We start from the raw sequence: 18,169 nt of genomic DNA on the forward strand, positions 1-18,169 counted from the left end.
AACAGAAGGAGAAGGAGGCCGATTCGATGTCCGGAAAGAGCGGGATCATCCGGGAGCTGCGTCAGAGCAAGACGCTTCTGCTAATGATTGCACCAACAATTGTGTTTTTCATTGTGTTTAGTTACATCCCGATGATAGGCGTATATTACGCCTTTACGAAGTTTGATTTTGACGGAGGGCTGTTTGGAAGCCAGTTTGTCGGGATGGAGAATTTCAAGTTCTTATTTAATACTGGAGTGCTGTGGAATCTGACCAAGAATACCGTGCTGTATAATCTGGCGTTCATTTTCCTGGGGAATATCATGCAGATTATTTGTGCCGTATTCCTTGCTCAGCTGTCAGGCAAGCTGTTCAAGAAGACAGCCCAGTCGCTGATGTTTCTTCCCTATTTTCTGTCCTGGGTGCTGGTAGGCGCGTTCGTCTATAACCTGTTCTCAGATCTTGGGGTAGTCAACAGCGTACTTAAGCAGCTTGGACTTCATTCCTATGATTTCTACCTGCATACCGCACCGTGGAAGTTCATTATTGTGTTCTTTAGTGTCTGGAAAGGGCTGGGCTATGGCACTGTCATTTATTTGGCGGCCATTATGGCAATCAGCGATGAATATTACGAGGCGGCGAAAATCGACGGGGCGACTATCTTTCAGCAAATCCGCAATATCACGCTGCCGTTGCTGAAGCCTACCTTCATTCTGTTGATTCTGTTCAGTCTAGGCGGCATTATGAAGGGGCAATTCGATCTCTTCTATCAGATTATCGGCAGCAACGGTATGCTGTACGATGCCACAGATATTATCGACACGTTTGTGTTCCGTTCCCTGACAGTCAATTTTGACATCGGTATGGGTACGGCAGCCGGCTTGTATCAATCATTTTTCGGCTTCGCCTTAATCATGATTGTCAATTTCATCATCCGTAAGACGAACAAGGACTACTCCTTGTTTTAGAAAGGAGGTATACGCATGAGTACCCAAGTCAAACAACTGGCCAAAGCGGATGCCTTCAAGGGCAACCGGATTAAGCAGGACAAGGAAACCATCGCTTTTAATATCATCGGCTACACGCTGTTGACACTCGTTTCCCTGATCTGTCTCATCCCCTTCTGGCTAATCGTCGCCGGTTCTTTTACCGATGAGCTGGAGATTATCTCAAAAGGCTTTCAATTATTCCCGGACACGGTCTCGTTCGAGGCGTATAAGTCCGTATTCAGTACACCGGAGCAAATATACCGGGCTTATAGTGTAACGATCGGTGTGACCATCGCCGGTTCGCTGCTGGGCATTTTCCTGACCTCGATGGCAGGGTATGTCCTTTCCCGCAAGGATTTCGCGATGCGCAACGGGATTTCGTTCTTTATTTACTTCACAACGCTGTTCAGCGGCGGCCTCATTCCCTGGTATATTCTCATGACCAAAAATCTGGGGCTCAAAGACAGCTATTGGGCGCTGATTCTGCCTCCGCTGCTGAGTGCCTGGAACATTATCCTGATGCGCAGCTTCATGAAGTCGATCCCTGAATCCATTGTAGAGTCCGCCAAAATTGATGGCGCCGGTGATTTCAAAATCTACCAGAGGCTGATTCTGCCGCTGTCGACGCCGGGACTCGCCACAATCGGGCTGTTTCTCGCACTTGGTTACTGGAACGACTGGTTCAATGCCAATATGTTCATTACAACGGATAGTAAATATCCACTGCAATTCCTGCTCTATAAAATCCTGTCCAGCGCAGCGGTGCTGCAGACGAATAACGGGGCCTACCTGGCCGCAAATGTCGTGCCGCCGACGGAAACACTCAAAATGGCCGTTGCTGTGGTGGCGACAGGGCCAATTATCCTGCTGTATCCTTTCGTCCAGCGCTACTTCGTGAAAGGGCTTACTGTTGGAGCAGTCAAAGGTTAGACCCGGCTTGCCGGCTAACATAGTATTTTTTTATAAGTAATAAAGGGCAAGGTCAGACAGGCTCGAAGCATTTAGCACATTCATTGAGGAGGAATCAAGTTGGGAAAAATCAAAAAAAGATGGACGCTGCTCGTCTCGCTCTCCATGCTGGCATCGCTGCTGTCAGGCTGTGGCGGATCGAATAACAATGCAGCGGAAAAGAACAATTCGGATGCGTCCGGCGGCAATGCCAGCCCATCGGCAAGTGAGGCTACAGCATCGAAGGAACCGCTCAAAAAGGTAAAGCTGACCTGGTATCTGGTCGGCGATACGCATAAGGATATGGACAAGGTGATGGCCGAATGGAACAAAATGCTGGAAAAGGATCTGAACACTACGGTCGATCTCAAGTTTACCACCTGGAACGACTGGCAGACTAAATACAATCTGCTCCTAACCTCCGGTGAGAAGATCGACATGATCTTTGCATCGAGCTGGGCAGATTTCTACAAGCTGTCCAAGCAGGGGGCCTTTCTGGATCTGACCAAGCTGCTCCCTGAATATGCGCCGGTAACCTGGGGCAATGTGCCGAAGGATGACTGGGGCTCCGTCACGGTCGGCGGAGGTATTTACGCGGTGCCGAATACGAATCCGGAATACACGCCATCCGGCTACGTCTACCGGGAGGACTGGCGCAAGGAATTGGGCCTGCCGGAGTTCACCGACCTGAATTCGATTGAGGCTTACATGGATGCCGTGAAGACGAAGAAGCATGTTACCCCGATCAATGGCTTGGTCTATGATAACGTGAACGTCCTGTTCAAATCCTGGAATGATTTCCAGATGATTGGCGGAAACGAGCTGATCGCAGCCACATCTTACGATACTCCGCGTGACATTCAAATCGTACCGTTTACCGACAAGTACGAAGCTTGGGTCAAGAAGATGAAGGAGTGGGCAGACAAGGGCTACTGGAACAAAAACTCGCTGTCCTCGAAACAGGAAGCTGGCGATTTCATCAAGACCGGACAAGGAGCGATCTACTGGCGCAACCCGTCCAGCGCCGGAGGCTTTATTAATGAGGTGAAGGCCAAAAAACTGAATATGGAAATCGGCTACTTCCCGTTCACCCGGTTTCACAATTATGTAATGCCGACGCTGCCAAGCTCGAACGCGATGGCTGTTCCGAAGAGCTCGGAGAATCCGGAGCGCTCGCTGATGGTGCTCGATAAGCTTCGCAACGACCCTGTTTACTTTGATCTGATGACCTACGGGATCGAAGGCAAGCACTGGGCCAAGGGCAAGGACGCCAAAACGATTGTCATTCCGGCACCGGGTGTCGATCTTAATGAAACGCCTCGTTTCGATATCGCTAGCTGGGGCTGGCGCTATGAGCCCAACATGCTGAAAGAAGAGGGAGGCTGGGACGGTCTCGATAAGCTGAAGGAAGAATTCAAGCCAATCAGCAAACCGGATATTTTCGGACCCATTTATATGGATTATGATCCGGTCAAAACCGAGCTTGCAGCGGTTAACCAGGTGTTTGAGCAATATGGCAAACCGCTGATGCTCGGGCTGATACCTGATGTGGACGCTTCACTCAAGACCTACCGCGACAAGCTGAAAAAAGCCGGGATCGAAAAACTCCTGACTTATGTGAAGGAACAATCGAATCAGTATTTTGACGAAAAAGGAATTAAATAAAACTTGGCATGATGAGGAACAGCGGCGGAGGCAATTTCGCCGCTGTTCCAGTTCATATTCAGAAAAGAAAGGGGTCAAGTCATTAAAACGGTTGGCACTATAAGGGCATTTTGAGAAGTTCATATTATTCAGGGAGAGTGAACTGTTATGGCAAACAAAAAAATGCTGACTCTGGCAGTTGTTCTGGCTATTTCCGTGCCCATGGGGGCGGTGTCCTCCCCGCAGCAGGCGCAGGCTGCAGGTGAAAACGTACAGGTATGGTTGTCCAATCCCAACACAAATACTTGGTTGGCAAGACAACCGGATGTCAGGTTCTCTCCATCCAGCACAGGTGCCGACTATACGATTGCTGTCAATGAAGGAAGCACGTATCAGACGATGGACGGTTTTGGAGCTTCACTCACTGATTCATCCAGCTGGCTGCTGCAAAACAAACTGTCTGCAGCCAAAAGAACCGAGGTCATGAATCAGCTGTTCAGCGCCAGCGGCATCAACATCAGCGCCCTCCGCCAGCCGATCGGCGCGAGTGACTTCAACTGGGAAATGTGGACCTATGATGATACGTCCGGGAACAGCGATGATATGAACCTGAGCGCTTTCTCACTCTGGAGGGATGAAGCCTATATCCGCCCTATGCTTAATCAGGCCTATAACGTTAATCCGGGCCGGATCAAGCTGTTCGCCGCCCCATGGAGTCCTCCAGCCTGGATGAAGACGAAAAAAAGCCTCTACGGTGATACGGGCGGCACCTTGCGTGAGAATTGCTATGATGTCTATGCCAATTATCTGGTGAAATATCTGCAGCAGTATGCCGCACTTGGAACACCTGTCTATGCCCTCTCCCTGCAGAATGAACCGAAATATGCCCCAAAACACTATTCCGGACTTCTAATGTCTGACGTTGAACAAATCAAACTGATCAATCAGCTGGGCCCGAAGCTGGCACAGAACGGACTTAACACTCAAATTATGGCCTATGACCACAACTATGACGATATTAGCTATGCCAAGTCAGTGCTGGAATCTAGCGCTTCTGCCTATACGCAGGGCAGTGCTTTTCATTACTACACTCAAGATAGAGACCATTCCAAACTGACCACGCTGCATAACCTTTATCCGACCAAACGGATCTGGTTCACGGAAGGCGGCAGCGGAACGTGGATTGGCGGCGGCACGAACGCGGGAATGTTCCAGGATCTGATGATGCATATGATCCGCTTCCCCAGAAACTGGGCAAAGTCCTATATCATGTGGAATGTCGCGCTGGACCAGAATGGCGGCCCTGCGCTCGCCGGAATTGATGCTGCCAACCGCGGCCTGCTGACCATCCGCTCTGACACTACGGACTCAGTGACCTACAACCCGCAATTTTACGGTTTGGGGCACAGCAGTAAATTTGTCGACCTGAATGCGTCCCGCATTGATTCGAATACGTTTGAGGACAGCATGGAGGACGTAGCCTATAAAAATCCTGACGGCACCATTGCGCTTGTGTTGTCCAACCGGCTCTCCAGCACTAAGACCGTCAAGATTCAGTGGAATTCCCAGTCATTCACGTACACCGTTCCTGCCGGAGGCGCGATCACCTTCAAATGGCCGTCCAACTCGGCCCCGGTGACCGGCGGCACCTATAAGATTTTGAGCAAAGCAAGCGAAATGGCCCTGGATGTGACTGATGTTTCTACGGCGGATGGCGCGCTTGTCCAGCAATGGGAATATGCAGGCGGCAATAACCAGCGGTGGACGATCAGCGATGCAGGAAGCGGGTATGTCAACATCGTTAACACAGCCAGCGGTAAAGGCCTGGATGTGATAAACGGCTCCACCGCGGACGGTGCGGGTGTTCAGCAGTGGGCGCTTACCGGTACAGGAGGATATAATCAGCAGTGGAAGCTTGAAGCAGTTGGCGGCGGCTATTATAAGGTTGTGAATAGACAAAGCGGCAAAGTGCTGGATATTCCAGACTCTTCAACCATGAACGGTACCAAAATCCAGCAGTGGTCCTATTTCGGAGCGGACAATCAGCTATTCTTCTTTGTGGCGCCGTAAGGTTTGATTTGTACGCCAAAAAGCCCGCACAAACGCGGGCTTTTTGGTGTGTGGTGCGCCTCCCACAGGGCGGTCTATTGGTTGTTCCAACCTCTGTTTTAATACGAATCTGAAAAACCTTCCTCAGCCTCACGGCTCGAGTCACATCACACCCTGCTTCGCCTTCATACATTTCAGATTGTAAGTCCGCCCATAGGCCTTGCCGTATCTAACGATCCGGTTGATCATACTACGGTCCTGCAGTTTGGTGAACGGGCAGGGATCGGGGGCTGTATTCACTTCCAGGATCCAGGGCTTCAGATGCCGGTCCAAGGCAATATCAGCTCCGATTTCCTGAAGGCCGGGGAAGGCAGTGCTTAACTGATGGGCGGACTTTACTCCAATTTCCTTCATTGCCGCGATCAATGCTGCACGCTTTTCTAGGGTTGTGTAGGCGTTCAACAATACTTCAACCGGATATATGGTCCCTCCTTGACTGCCGTTGGTCACCACTTTGTGAGGAGGCGCCACGCGTCCTGCAATCCCCGTAGCTTCCCACTCCCTCTTAAGATTCCGCTGCACCATCACCCGGATATCGAAGGGCCGACTATCATAGGTAAGCAGCCGGATTCCCTTTTGTACTAAATAGGATCTTCCCTTGGTTTCCCTATAGATTGCGCGATAGGCGGTGTCGTAATCGGAGAATCTATGCACTAGCGTACCGGCTTGATAGCGGTAGGCCATCTCTTGCCCCGGGTCATGATCTCTTCCGCTGCTGCGTTTCAAGCGTTTGACCGGAAATTTGTCAACCCGGATCACGCCCCGCCCCAATGAACCGCAGCATGGCTTAATGTACACCATATGATATTTTTGCAGCATCTCTTTTAGCGTGCTTGGATTCATTTTTCTCGATACCGGGATATGCATCCTTAACTCATGGCTTCCAGCCAGCACCTTTGTCTTCATCAGCTTGTTGGATATACGTGTGGTTTGTTCCTTCATTATGTCCCTCCGTTGCAATAAGCCCTATAGGCTATCTTACGGGGATAGTTGAACTTTTGATTGGGCAGCAGATGATAAAAGAACACACCCGGAGCGTGCTACATATGATGATTTAAGGTGTGTATCTAATGAGGCTGCAGTATGCAGCAGAGCGGGAGGCGGCGAAGATGCTGCTGGACAAATTACAGGATAAGGTGCTTGAGGTTATCGGGGTCTTTCCTTGGTACAAGGGGCTGATCGGCGGCGGGCAAACCAATTATAGCCTTCAGAAGCTTCCGCTGCTGACGTCAGAAATTCTTGAAACCTATTATTATACAGAGCCAGCTGACCCTTCTCTTGCCGTATACAGGACATCGGGCACAAGCACTGGCCGCAGGAAGGCGATTCTCTATTCCGAGGAAGATGACCAGCACTATATAGATATCAAAACAAAGCTGTTCGGTGAGCTTATCGCAGGAAGCGGATGCACAAGAGCCTTGGCAGACATGGGTACCGGACATGCAGCGAACACTGCACTAACCATATTTGAACGGCTGGGCCTGGAAAATAGCTCGATCCCGTTTGAACTGCCGATTCAGCAGCACATTGAACAGCTTGAGGCTTTCCGGCCGGACCTGCTGTATACGATGCCTTCTATCCTCGACCATATCGTATATGCTGCGGATAATCCGCTTGCCTTCGGAATCCGCAAGATCATTCTGGTCGGGGAAATCGCCACACCTGAGTGGCAGTGTAACATGGCCCGCCTGTTCGGTCTGGAGCCGCGTGACATCATCGATACGTACGGCTCCATTGAAATCGGGACGATTGCTTATTACTCCCATGATCTTGGCCGGTATATTCTCGCCGACGGCATCTATGCGGAAGGGATCGGGACACAGGAGTTAGGCGAGGAATGGAGACCGCTGGCAAAGGACGAGAGTATCCTGGTGCTTACCTCAAGCGTCCGCAAGATGCTGCCTGCTATCCGTTTTGTTACCTATGACGTTGTAAGAGACTTCAGGCCTGTGAAGGCAGGCGGTGTAGAGAAGCAGAGCTTTGCGTCTATTGTCAAACGGGTAGGCCGGGAATTAAAGCACGGGGAAAAAATAAGCCTGTACGATATTGAACGGGTTGTATACCGTCATCTTGAGGATGCGATCATCCGCGTTAGAGTAGAGGACAATGCGCTGACTGTATATATTCAGAGCAAATCTGCGGAAAACTCCGCTATTCCGGCCATCCGGAAAGAAATCGGGGAGTGTATTCCCGAAATCGGCAGGATGATTCGAAACCATCTGCTTGATGCTATTGAGGTCATTACCGTAACTGCGGATGAGCCGCTGGAGAGCGGGCAGGTGAAGAACAAAAAACTGTATTACCAGAAAGACAAAGATAATAGCAGGCCAGATATATATCTGAATGGCGGCATTTTGTCGGCTATCGGAAACACACCATTAATCAAGCTGAATAACTTGTTCCAGAAAAGCGGATTTGAGGTTTACGCGAAAATGGAGCTGCTGAACCCGGGCGGAAGTGCGAAAGACCGTCCCGCTCTGCAGATGATCCGGGAAGCCTGGAAGGAAGGGATCATTGGGCCGGGAACTTCCATCATTGAATCGAGCTCGGGAAATATGGCGATCAGCCTGGCGATGATTTGCAAGGTTTTGGGGATGCGTTTTATCAGCGTGGTTGACCCCAGAACAACAGACACGAATCTGCAAATCCTCAAGGCGCTGGACGCTAGAATAGACCTGGTCCCGGGTCCCGACCCTGAAACAGGCGAGTTTTTGCCTGCCAGGCTGAACCGTGTACAGCAGCTCCTGGCGGAAATACCGGGCAGTTACTGGCCGAATCAGTATGCGAATCCCAATAATTATCTGTCCCACTACCATACGACCATGAAGGAAATTGTGGCTGAGCTTGGGCGGGTGGATTACTTGTTCTGCAGTGTCAGTACCTGCGGCACGATTCGGGGCCTCGCGGAATACGCAAGGGATCACGGGCTTATGACCCAAATCGTGGCTGTTGACGCAGAGGGGAGCGCTATTTTTGGCGGAAATAAGGGGCAGCGGCGCTTCCCGGGACTCGGTGCCGGTATCGTACCGCCCTTCTGCAGAACCGGTCTGATCGACCGTATCATCCATGTCTCGGACTGGGATATTGTCAAAGGCTGCCGGGCACTCGCCCGGAGCGAATCGGTTCTGGCTGGCGCATCCTCCGGGGGAATTATTGCAGCCGTTAAGAAGATGGAGCCGGAATTGACACCGGGATCGGTCTGCGCGGTCATTCTGCATGACAAGGGAGAACGTTATCTAGATACTGTCTATTCAGACGCCTGGATTCTGAGCCAATTCGGCCGGGAGCTTTCAGCTGAGGACAGAACCGGCCTTGGAATATAAGAAAGGATATGAAGCGGGATGCTGTACTTAAACGACCGGGACCTTCGGGAAGTTGGCCTGGATTGGCCTGCCCTTGTGGAGTCGGTAAATTCTGCAGTGCGCATTATGGATTCCGGTGATTACGCCCAGCCGGTAAAGCCTTACTTGCGCTATAAGAATCCGCAAAACCGGATAATTGCCATGCCCGCATACGTAGGGGGAACCGTGAACGCGGCAGGTATCAAGTGGATCTCCAGCTTCCCGGATAATACCCAGGCTGGTCTTCCCCGCGCGCATAGCATTATAGTAATCAATAATCCCGCTACGGGCGAACCTTCAGCCATCCTCAACTCGCCGATCCCCAGCATTGTAAGGACGGCCTCCATCAGCGGGCTGATGATTCGTTATTTTATGGAGGCACGCCCGGCGGACCGAATTCATCTCGGCATTATCGGCTGGGGGCCGATTGGACAGTATCATTTTCAAATGGCTGCAGCATTGTATGGGGACCGGATCGAATCAATCCGTATCTTTGATATAAGGGGAGCAGATTTGTCGGGAATCCCGTCTATGTACAGGGACAGGATGGAAGTAGTTAAGAATTGGACGGATGCCTACCGGCATTCCAATATCTTCATCACCTGTACCGTGTCAGAACACCGGTATATTAATATTCCCCCGGCCAAGGGCAGCCTTCTGCTGAATGTTTCGCTGCGTGATTACAAGCCGGAGGCACTGACTTCGGTAAAAGCCATCATCGTGGACGATTGGGATGAAGTGTGCCGTGAGAATACGGATATCGAGCGGCTTCATCTGGAGCAGGGGCTGACTTGTGAAGGTACGCGAACGATTACCGATGTCGTCAGCCGCCGCTGCTTTGCGGATTTCGCCGCAGATGAGCCGATTCTTTTCTGCCCGATGGGTATGGCCGTCTTCGATATCGCTACAGCCGTATACTACGTAAAGATAGCAAGGGAAAAAGGGATTGGGAGTGAGCTGTAAGGGGAAGGGTCTGTCTTACAGGTAAAGTTGGTCCATGGTATATTGAATTACAAAGAAACCTCTCCTAAAAGAAAGGTTTCTTTTTTGCGTTTCTTTAAAGAAGGTAGAGCCAGCTATTCCTCTTCTTCAATTGTCCGTATCTCAATCAGCTTCATAGCGGTAAAAGCTGTGATTCCATGGCTGTCTCCCCTGGAGAATGTAAATATTCCGCCTGACTGTGCTTCAATGGTCAGGCCGTTCAGAATGACTGCTCCGTCTCCGGACAAGATCACCCAGCTCTTGGTGGAATGGTGACAGAGCTGTTCTGGTAGTGTCCGGCCAGACAGCAGGGACAATTTCAGCGTAAGCATCAGGCCGGCACTGCTTGAGGTCCGGTCGAGGACGGTATAGCTTCCCCAATTGGTTTCGCCATATCTGGATTCTGCGGAAGCGTCCCGGATGATTCCTTTAATCGCGTTTGCGTCCTCTTTCCGGGCAAGCAGAATCCCCTCGGGACCACTTACAGCAACTACGCCGGATACGCCGATAACATGTAACGGAATGTCCAATTCGTTAACAATGTGGGTATTCCGGCATTCCCCCCAAATTCCGCCTGCTCCAATAACCGGCTGAGCAAGCTGAGCGGTGAGCGATCCCCAGCTTCCCAGATCCAGCCATTCACCTTCATGCCGAAGTACGACGGCTGAGCTGCTGCGCTCAGCAATCTCCTTGTCAAAGCTGCGGACCGGGAATCCGGGATACCGTTCTGTAAATGCAGCCAGTTCCACAGGCAGACCCATCTGCTGCAGATGGGCGAGCATGAAACGTAACGGAAAAGCAAAAACACCACAGTTCCATAAGGCGTTTCTCCCGATCAGCTCCTCAGCCTTGGCGGTATCCGGTTTTTCTGCAAAAGAGATCACCGGAGAATACCGCTTGCCAGCGGCGTTTCCCGGGACAATATAGCCATACTGGTCAGAGGGGTGGGCGGGCCTTGTCCCAAGCAACACAAGGTCGGCCTTAGATTCAGCCAAAACATCCGAAAATTGATGGAATAAACGGAAGAATCCGTCATCCGCATACATATCCGCCGGGGCCACACACAAGGTGTCTTCCGGTTTCGCTGTTCCTGAGGAATATAAGTAGAGGGCACCCAGCGCGGCAGCCGTGAATGTACCACGTTTAAAGGGCTCGCCAATCACCGGATACCGGTTCCGGGTGTGCCGCCGCGTGAGGGCCATCTGATCCTCATGTGCGACGAACAATGCCGATGCACCAAGACCGGCATGGTCCAACTGGCGGCATACCCGCCCAAGCATGGACTCTTTGCCCCCATCCGGTGCGGGGAGCAGCTCCAGAAACATTTTGGAACGGATGCGGCCCGACAGCGGCCATAGCCGTTGACCGGAACCGCCGCATAGAAGAATGGTATGCACAGCTGTCTGCCTCCTTAGTGCCTGGCTGGAGTGGAGTATCCCTTACGCTGGTGAAAGGAAAGGGAACGGTACGTACGGGCAAGCCGCAGAGTCTGCGCTTTCCCCAGAGACGCAAATGAGCTTTTCAGCGATTTATTGTTGGCATTCTTCAAGATGACAGAGGTGCTGTCACCGCTGTATACATAATTGGCGTAGGTTTCGTACTCAGAGAAGCCGAACTGCTTCTTCTTGTCGATACTGCGGATAATGGCAGCATGCCAGGACATGCCGTGCCGGTCTTCGATTTTTCGTTTTAATCCGGCCAGCTTTGCCTTCTCAAACAGCATGTAATGGGTGACAAATGATCTGGGAGAGGGCGGCCGGGCACCCATCAGCTTCCGGTAGGTACGGAAATATTCGGGCTGGCTCCAGCTGCGGCAGTAGAAAATGCTGTTGTTCCCGGAACGGAACCGGTGGGGACGGATCAGCACAGTATCGGCATCTATAACCAGAAAAAAGCTCTCCCGGCAGATATGATCCCCGTTCATCTTCAGCAGCTGCTGATACAGCCAGCCCGACCGGTTCCAGCGGGTAGAGGAATAATGGATGTCCTTTTTGGTAAACGGCAGAACACGGGTCTCGTCGACAAAAATACAGCCTTTCCGTGTGCACAGAGATCTGATTTTGCTGCTGTTCGGTGAGACAATGTAGATATTGCTGACCGGATGGCGGACATAGCGGCGAAGACTGTCTATCACATGAGGGAGGGTTGCCAGATCTTTTTCAATGGCCGGGATCAGGACATCGATTGCCGGGCCCTTGTTCGTTAAGCCTGATATTGCTGACATAGCTTCATCTCCGGACACATATTGACACTTGGGGCGTCTACAACTAATGTATGCGGCTGTAACCGTTCAGGACCGGGCAAGGGCCGCCGTAAAGTTAATCTTCCTGCACGGGATAGATGCTTAATTCGGCAAAGCTGCCTTCCGCATAGGATACAGTGACGTTGCAAATCAGGGAGGGGTAGGTGCCCTTACCGGATAGGAGAGTGCAAGTGTGAAGGCAAACACAGGTAACTTAGTTCAGAGCAAATGGCTGAAGACGAAGCTGCTGCTGCGCAGCAATGCGGTCAGACCCTTTATCCCGGATACCCGGAAATTTTCCAGACGCAATCTGGAGCAGATGATTCATAGCTATGGAATGATATATGTCAAGCCGGAACGGGGAACCTATGGCAACGGGGTCATTCGGGCCGAGCGGGGGGAGCACAAGGGCTTTACGTACCAGTATGAGGAAACGGTCCGCCATTTTGACACCTTTGAAGCTTTTCACAAAAGCCTGGCCAAAAAAACAGGCAAAAGGAGTTATCTGATTCAAAAAGGCATCCACCTCCTGAAGCACAACCGCCGCCGCTTTGATATCCGGGTGATGGTGCAGCTAAGCTCTAAGGGGGTCTGGGAAGCTACCGGAATCATCGGACGGCTGGGCCATCCGCGCAAAATTGTTACGAATTACCACAGCGGCGGCCGACCGATGGCGATTGAAACCCTGCTCTCAACCCATCTGACCCAGCATCAGCTTGCCCATCTGACCGGGGAATTGAGCCTGCTCGGCACCCGCATGGCAGCTCATATGCAGAAAACCTATCCCCGTATCCGGCAAATCGGCGTTGATGTCGGTCTGGACCGGTCGCTGACCCCTTGGGTGATTGAAGTGAATATGAAACCCGATCCCTATATCTTCAATCAGCTGAAGGACAAATCCATGTACAGGAAAGTTATGAAATACCGGCGTTATTGGCTGGAAAAGTAAGGCTGCCGCCTTGAATCAGACTGCCGCTTGAAGTGGCTCTATAAGAGTTCCAAGTAATAACCCCACTCCGTGGGGTTATTTGGGCATGTGCATACCTCCGGCAAAGTCACGTTGTTGGGGATCATTTCAGCATTTTTGTCGAAAAAAAACGAAAGAGGGGCTGATTGTGATGTTCTTCAGCGAAAAGAATGCATGAGCGATGTAGAGTTAAAAACATAGGTAATCAAAAACTCCATATGTTTAGGACGATTATCTTGTGAATCTGGTGAGTATTGCCGATAACTATTAGGTATACATACAGAGGTTCAGTAACGGAATGGAGATTAGCGGATTAATGGAGGGAAATATTGTGGATTTATTGGATGAGATCATGCTGCTCCACAAAGGCGGAAAACTTGAGACAACATTAAAAAATCCGATCCGGACCAAAGAAGACTTGTCCAAGGTATATACACCGGGTGTGGCGGAGGTCTGTCAGGCGATCGCACAGGATCAGGCGCAGGCCTATGAACTGACAACAAAGAAAAACACAGTGGCTGTGATATCTGATGGAACGGCTGTACTGGGTCTGGGAGATATCGGCCCAAGAGCGGCCATGCCGGTGATGGAAGGCAAAGCGGCGCTGTTCAAACAGTTCGCCAATGTGGATGCTGTGCCCATCTGCCTCGACACGAAAGGTACGGAAGAGATTATTGCTATTGTAAAAGCGCTCGCCCCTACATTCGGAGGCATTAATCTCGAAGATATTTCCTCTCCGCGGTGTTTTGAGATTGAAAAGAGACTCCGGAATGAGCTGGACATTCCGGTATTCCATGACGACCAGCACGGAACGGCCATCGTGGTGCTTGCCGGGCTGCTGAACGCCCTGAAGGTCTGCGGCAAAAATATCAAGGATGTCAAAATCGTGGTGAACGGGATCGGCGCAGCAGGCATCTCCGTTTCCAAAATGCTGCTCCATGCAGGGGCTGTGAACCTGATCGGTGTGGACCGGGAAGGTGCCCTCAACCGGCAGGTTCCCTACAGCCGGACACACTGGAGCGAATATGCCCGGATGACGAATCCGAACCTGGAGGCCGGCCAGCTGTCGGATGTGATCAAGGGTGCCGATGTATTTATTGGGGTTTCCGCCCCGGATGTGCTGAAGCTGGATGATGTGCTGAACATGGCCAAGGACCCCATCGTGTTCGCCATGGCGAATCCGATGCCGGAAATCGATCCCGCAATCGCTGCGCCTCATGTAAGAGTTATGGCGACAGGCCGCTCAGACTACCCGAATCAGATTAACAATGTGCTGTGCTTTCCCGGAATTTTCAGAGGGGCGCTGGATTGTGAAGCCACCGACATCAATGATGAAATGAAGCTGGCGGCGGCAAAAGCAATTTCCTCAGTCATTGATCCTGCGGATCTCCATGAGACGTATATCATTCCGGATGCCTTTGATCCGCGTGTGGTGGAACGAATCCGCGTAGCCGTTGCCGAAGCGGCGTTCAATAGTGGTGCTGCCCGCAAAAATCTGCTGATCGGGGCGAATTCATAATAGATGGGCAGCTGCGGGCGAGAGTCATGCCGGCAGCTTAGCAAAAAAGAGTACTCCAGCTCATTACAGCTGTGGAGTACTCTTTTTCCCGTTGTAGGGGAAATCATGAACCCGGATAACAGGGGGGCCTTCAGCAGAGGCCACCAATCATCCGAAGCAGATAACCTTGTTGAGTCTTTTTCTAAATAGTGCTTGCAACGAAGCAGGTCAGCAGTGGCTAGTTGGAAAAAGGGAGCTTATTTCTCCCCGGAATCAGCAATTGTGAGACTGAAGTGGAATAAGGGAACTTAGTTGGGCCATTTTACCTCATTAGGAGTGAAATGTGCAAGATTAGTTATCCTTTTTCCACTTAGGATGACTGAAGGATTCGTGTAGGCTTCTCCAGGCCACGCTAAACTGAAATCCACAACGGCTACGTTGTCTGGTGAAGGACGATACAGCCGTTTCGGCTTGGGGATAAACGCTTACGCCGGCTTCGCTTACTGGACGGCTTCCGCCAGTGCCGTGAAGATGACACCGAGCGCGTAGGCTCCGGCATCCGGGTAGCCGATGCTGCGTTCACCGACGGTTCCCGCCCGGCCCATCCGGGCGACGATGCCCTCCGTACTCTTGGCACCTTGAACGGCAGCTTGGGCGGCTTTGGTGAAAGCCTTATGCAGCGTGTCTTTCTGCTCCGCACTGCTCTGCCACGATTCGGCGCAAGGAACCAGGGCATCAATCAGCGTTTTGTCGCCGACGACGGCTCCCCGGCCGAAGGAACGCTCACCGGTATCCTGAATACCCTTGACGGCTGCGGACAGCATGTCAGCCACTTCCTGAATCGAGAGGGAGGTTTTGTTTCCTGCGGATTTGCCTGCTGCACGGATCGCGGAGCCCCAGATTGGCCCCGATGCACCGCCGCAGTGCTCCATAATAATCAGAGAGCAGGCCTGCAGGAAGCTGCCGATGTCTGTAGAGTGGTTCTGGAGGAGATCCTGCCACTCTGACTTCAATTGCTTGAAGCCTTTGGCCACACTCATGCCGAAATCCCCGTCTCCGGCATGGGCGTCCAGCTCGCAGAACGGCACCTCGTTCGTGATAATCACTTCGCTCATCTGGTCAACAAGATAGATGATATTGGCTGTCGACAGGCGTTCTTCCCTTATCACTGCATGGGCAGGATCAGTCTCATTGGTGTATTTCACCTCGCTGGCCTCCACTTGCCGTTCCAACGGGCCGGCATACAGAACGGGTTCGGTTGGTCCTGTAATTCTCAGGGCCGGCGTATCACACGGGGCGGCCAGCCATTGGTTCAGCTCATCATCGAGCTTCATCAGGGTTACTGAGGCTCCAGCCATGTCGATGCTGGTCATATAGTTGCCTGCGAGCGTGCGGCGGACCGTTATGCCGCGTTCTGACAGCTCCCGGATCACAGCGTGGTTCAGAACATACAATTCCTGCAGCGGCGTGGCCCCGAAGCCGTTGACCAGAACGGCCACCTCCTGGCCGGTCTGTCCGTCCAGCTGCAGGCTTGCCAGCAGGGCGGAGGTCATTCGCACGGCAAGCTCGTCGGCACTGACCAACTTTTCTTTGCGGATACCCGGCTCTCCGTGGATGCCGACTCCATATTCCATTTCATCCTCTGCAAGCTGGAAGGTGGGGGTGCCTTTGGCCGGAACCGTACAGGAGGTAAAAGCAAAGCCGATGCTGCGCACCCGGTCCGCCGCATGCTGGGCTGCGCGTTTCACTTCTTCCAGCGACAGGCCGGCCTCTGCTGCGGCTCCGGCAATCTTATGCACGAACAGGGTTCCGGCCACACCGCGTCTGCCGACGGTATACAGGCTGTCTTCCACTGCGATATCGTCTTCCACCTTCACGTAGTCGACGGCAATGCCGTCTTCCCGGGCAAGCTGCGCCGCATTCTGGAAGTTCATCATATCGCCGCTGTAATTTTTGATGATCAGCAGGGCGCCCTTGCTGCCTGTGGAGCTGCGGAGGGCTTGATACACCTGGATTTGGGAAGGGGAGGCGAAGACATCTCCGCATACCGCGGCATCCAGCATGCCCAGGCCCACAAAGCCTGCATGGGCAGGCTCATGTCCGCTGCCCCCGCCGCTGATCAGGGTGACCTTGTCCCCGTTGAGCGTTTTTTTGGCGATGATTTTATATTTGCGGTCAAAAACCAGCTCCGGGTGGGCCATCACCATGCCGCTGCCCATTTCGCGGACTAAGGTTTCCGGCTGATTGATTATCTTTTTCACGGCGCGTTTACACCTTGCCTTTCTTGAAGGCCTGACCCAACTGGTCGGCCACAGTAATCGCTGCGGCTACCGCTTCCGGTGTGACCGGGAACGGCATCGAGTGGATCGATTCCTCCGGAATGCAGGCCTTGCGGGCCACTTCCAGCAGCTCTTCCCTGGTGATCGAGCGGACGCCGATGTCAGCCAGGCACACAGGAAGGCCTACGGAAGCGCAGAAGGCGAGCACTTCCTGGATTTCACGGCTGTCCGCATTCTCCAGCACCAGCTGGGCCAATGTACTGAAGGCCACTTTCTCGCCATGGTAATAATGATGGCTGCCTTCCAGAACCGTCAGTCCGTTGTGGATGGCATGGGCTGCCGCAAGTCCGCTGCTCTCAAAACCGAGGCCGGACAGCAGGATGTTGGTCTCGATAATATTTTCCAGTGCCGGGGTAACAACATTCTGGTCACAGGCCAGCTTGGCCTTGACGCCATCTTCCAGCAGGGTTTCGTAGCATACGCGGGCCAGCGCAAGCGCGGCCTTGGTTCCTTTGGCTTCCTGGCTCACGCCTTCGCGCACGCCGCAGGGAAGCCCGGCATTCACATTGGAGAAGGATCTCGCAGTAGCCCGGGCTTCAAAATAGGTTGACAAAGCGTCCCCCATGCCGGACACCAGGAACCGGGCAGGGGCTTCAGCGATGACAGTTGTATCGATCATGACCACGGAGGGGCTTTGTTTGAAATAAGCATAGTCGTCGAAAGCGCCCTCCGGTGTATAAAGGACCGCAGAATGGCTGGTGGGAGCGTCCGTTGCGGCAATCGTGGGAACGATGATTAAGGCTTCGCCTTCGGCTACGCATTTCGCTGTGTCAATGGCTTTGCCTCCCCCGAGCCCAATCGTACAGGCACAAGCATGTTCACGGGCCAAGGCTTGCAGCCTGGCCACTTCCGGGCGGGAGCACTCTCCCTGGAAATTTCCCGTGACCAGAGTAATGCCGAACTTACTGCTGGTAGCATCCAGCTTAGCCTGGACCCGCCGCACATCATCGGGGTGGGCAATCAGCAGGGCGGAGTCTCCGAAGGTTTTCACAAAATACCCCAGGTTAAGCAGCTCGTCTTCTCCCTGAATATATTTAGTAGGACTGATGAACACTTTTCTCATGGCTTATTCCTCCTAAAAGTTTTGTGAGCATAACTTCCTGAATACACTTCGTACAAAACTCGCTTCGAA

Annotated in this window: 13 protein-coding genes; 8 read left to right on the forward strand and 5 right to left on the reverse strand. The window is 52.4% G+C overall.

The features are described 5' to 3' along the window. Nucleotides 1-26: 26 nt before the first annotated feature. The 4 genes from PGRAT_RS11730 (at nucleotide 27) to PGRAT_RS11745 (ending at nucleotide 5,630) form a co-directional block, all read left to right on the forward strand. A complete protein-coding gene (locus tag PGRAT_RS11730) occupies nucleotides 27-947 on the forward strand; it encodes an ABC transporter permease (protein ID WP_025705998.1) in 921 nt (306 codons plus the stop codon). A gap of 15 nt (nucleotides 948-962) precedes the next feature. Beyond that, nucleotides 963-1,898, forward strand: a complete 936-nt coding sequence (locus PGRAT_RS11735; protein ID WP_025705999.1) for a carbohydrate ABC transporter permease — start codon at nucleotides 963-965, stop codon at nucleotides 1,896-1,898. 99 nt (nucleotides 1,899-1,997) lie between these two features. Further along, nucleotides 1,998-3,581, forward strand: a complete 1,584-nt coding sequence (locus tag PGRAT_RS11740; protein ID WP_025706000.1) for an extracellular solute-binding protein — start codon at nucleotides 1,998-2,000, stop codon at nucleotides 3,579-3,581. A gap of 147 nt (nucleotides 3,582-3,728) precedes the next feature. Then, nucleotides 3,729-5,630, forward strand: coding sequence for an RICIN domain-containing protein (locus PGRAT_RS11745; protein WP_025706001.1), 1,902 nt, complete (start codon nucleotides 3,729-3,731; stop codon nucleotides 5,628-5,630). Between the two features lie 141 nt (nucleotides 5,631-5,771). On the opposite strand, the gene PGRAT_RS11750 is transcribed toward PGRAT_RS11745, so the two are convergent. Next, a complete protein-coding gene (locus PGRAT_RS11750; RefSeq protein WP_025706002.1) occupies nucleotides 5,772-6,611 on the reverse strand; it encodes a YheC/YheD family protein in 840 nt (279 codons plus the stop codon). 128 nt (nucleotides 6,612-6,739) lie between these two features. Between PGRAT_RS11750 and sbnA the strand changes: the two genes are divergently transcribed. Continuing rightward, nucleotides 6,740-8,992 carry a 2,3-diaminopropionate biosynthesis protein SbnA gene (gene sbnA, locus PGRAT_RS34785; protein ID WP_337588166.1) on the forward strand — a complete coding sequence of 751 codons (2,253 nt, stop codon included), beginning with the start codon at nucleotides 6,740-6,742 and terminating at the stop codon, nucleotides 8,990-8,992. 18 nt (nucleotides 8,993-9,010) lie between these two features. Beyond that, nucleotides 9,011-9,973 carry an ornithine cyclodeaminase gene (locus PGRAT_RS11765; protein WP_025706003.1) on the forward strand — a complete coding sequence of 321 codons (963 nt, stop codon included), beginning with the start codon at nucleotides 9,011-9,013 and terminating at the stop codon, nucleotides 9,971-9,973. A 113-nt stretch (nucleotides 9,974-10,086) separates the two neighbouring features. On the opposite strand, the gene PGRAT_RS11770 is transcribed toward PGRAT_RS11765, so the two are convergent. Together PGRAT_RS11770 and PGRAT_RS11775 are read right to left on the reverse strand one after the other, a co-directional pair. After that, on the reverse strand, nucleotides 10,087-11,388 hold the full coding sequence (locus PGRAT_RS11770) for a sugar phosphate nucleotidyltransferase (RefSeq protein ID WP_025706004.1): 1,302 nt from the start codon (nucleotides 11,386-11,388) through the stop codon (nucleotides 10,087-10,089). 14 nt (nucleotides 11,389-11,402) lie between these two features. Continuing rightward, nucleotides 11,403-12,215, reverse strand: a complete 813-nt coding sequence (locus PGRAT_RS11775; protein ID WP_025706005.1) for a DUF6492 family protein — start codon at nucleotides 12,213-12,215, stop codon at nucleotides 11,403-11,405. A 211-nt stretch (nucleotides 12,216-12,426) separates the two neighbouring features. On the opposite strand from PGRAT_RS11775, the gene PGRAT_RS11780 reads away from it, so the two are divergent. Together PGRAT_RS11780 and PGRAT_RS11785 are read left to right on the forward strand one after the other, a co-directional pair. Further along, a complete protein-coding gene (locus PGRAT_RS11780; RefSeq protein ID WP_025706006.1) occupies nucleotides 12,427-13,182 on the forward strand; it encodes a YheC/YheD family protein in 756 nt (251 codons plus the stop codon). Nucleotides 13,183-13,498: 316 nt separating this feature from the next. Continuing rightward, a complete protein-coding gene (locus tag PGRAT_RS11785; protein ID WP_238326814.1) occupies nucleotides 13,499-14,719 on the forward strand; it encodes an NAD(P)-dependent malic enzyme in 1,221 nt (406 codons plus the stop codon). Between the two features lie 479 nt (nucleotides 14,720-15,198). On the opposite strand, the gene dhaK is transcribed toward PGRAT_RS11785, so the two are convergent. Both dhaK and PGRAT_RS11795 read right to left on the reverse strand, forming a co-directional pair. Beyond that, the gene (dhaK, locus tag PGRAT_RS32325; RefSeq protein ID WP_042266631.1) at nucleotides 15,199-16,959 is read right to left on the reverse strand and encodes a dihydroxyacetone kinase subunit DhaK; all 1,761 of its coding nucleotides are present in this window, start codon (nucleotides 16,957-16,959) and stop codon (nucleotides 15,199-15,201) included. 7 nt (nucleotides 16,960-16,966) lie between these two features. Then, nucleotides 16,967-18,100: a glycerol dehydrogenase gene (locus PGRAT_RS11795; RefSeq protein ID WP_025705018.1), complete on the reverse strand. Its 1,134-nt coding sequence runs from the start codon at nucleotides 18,098-18,100 to the stop codon at nucleotides 16,967-16,969. Nucleotides 18,101-18,169 lie beyond the last annotated feature (69 nt).

It is taken from the genome of Paenibacillus graminis (assembly GCF_000758705.1).
Taxonomy (GTDB): domain Bacteria; phylum Bacillota; class Bacilli; order Paenibacillales; family Paenibacillaceae; genus Paenibacillus_AQ; species Paenibacillus_AQ graminis.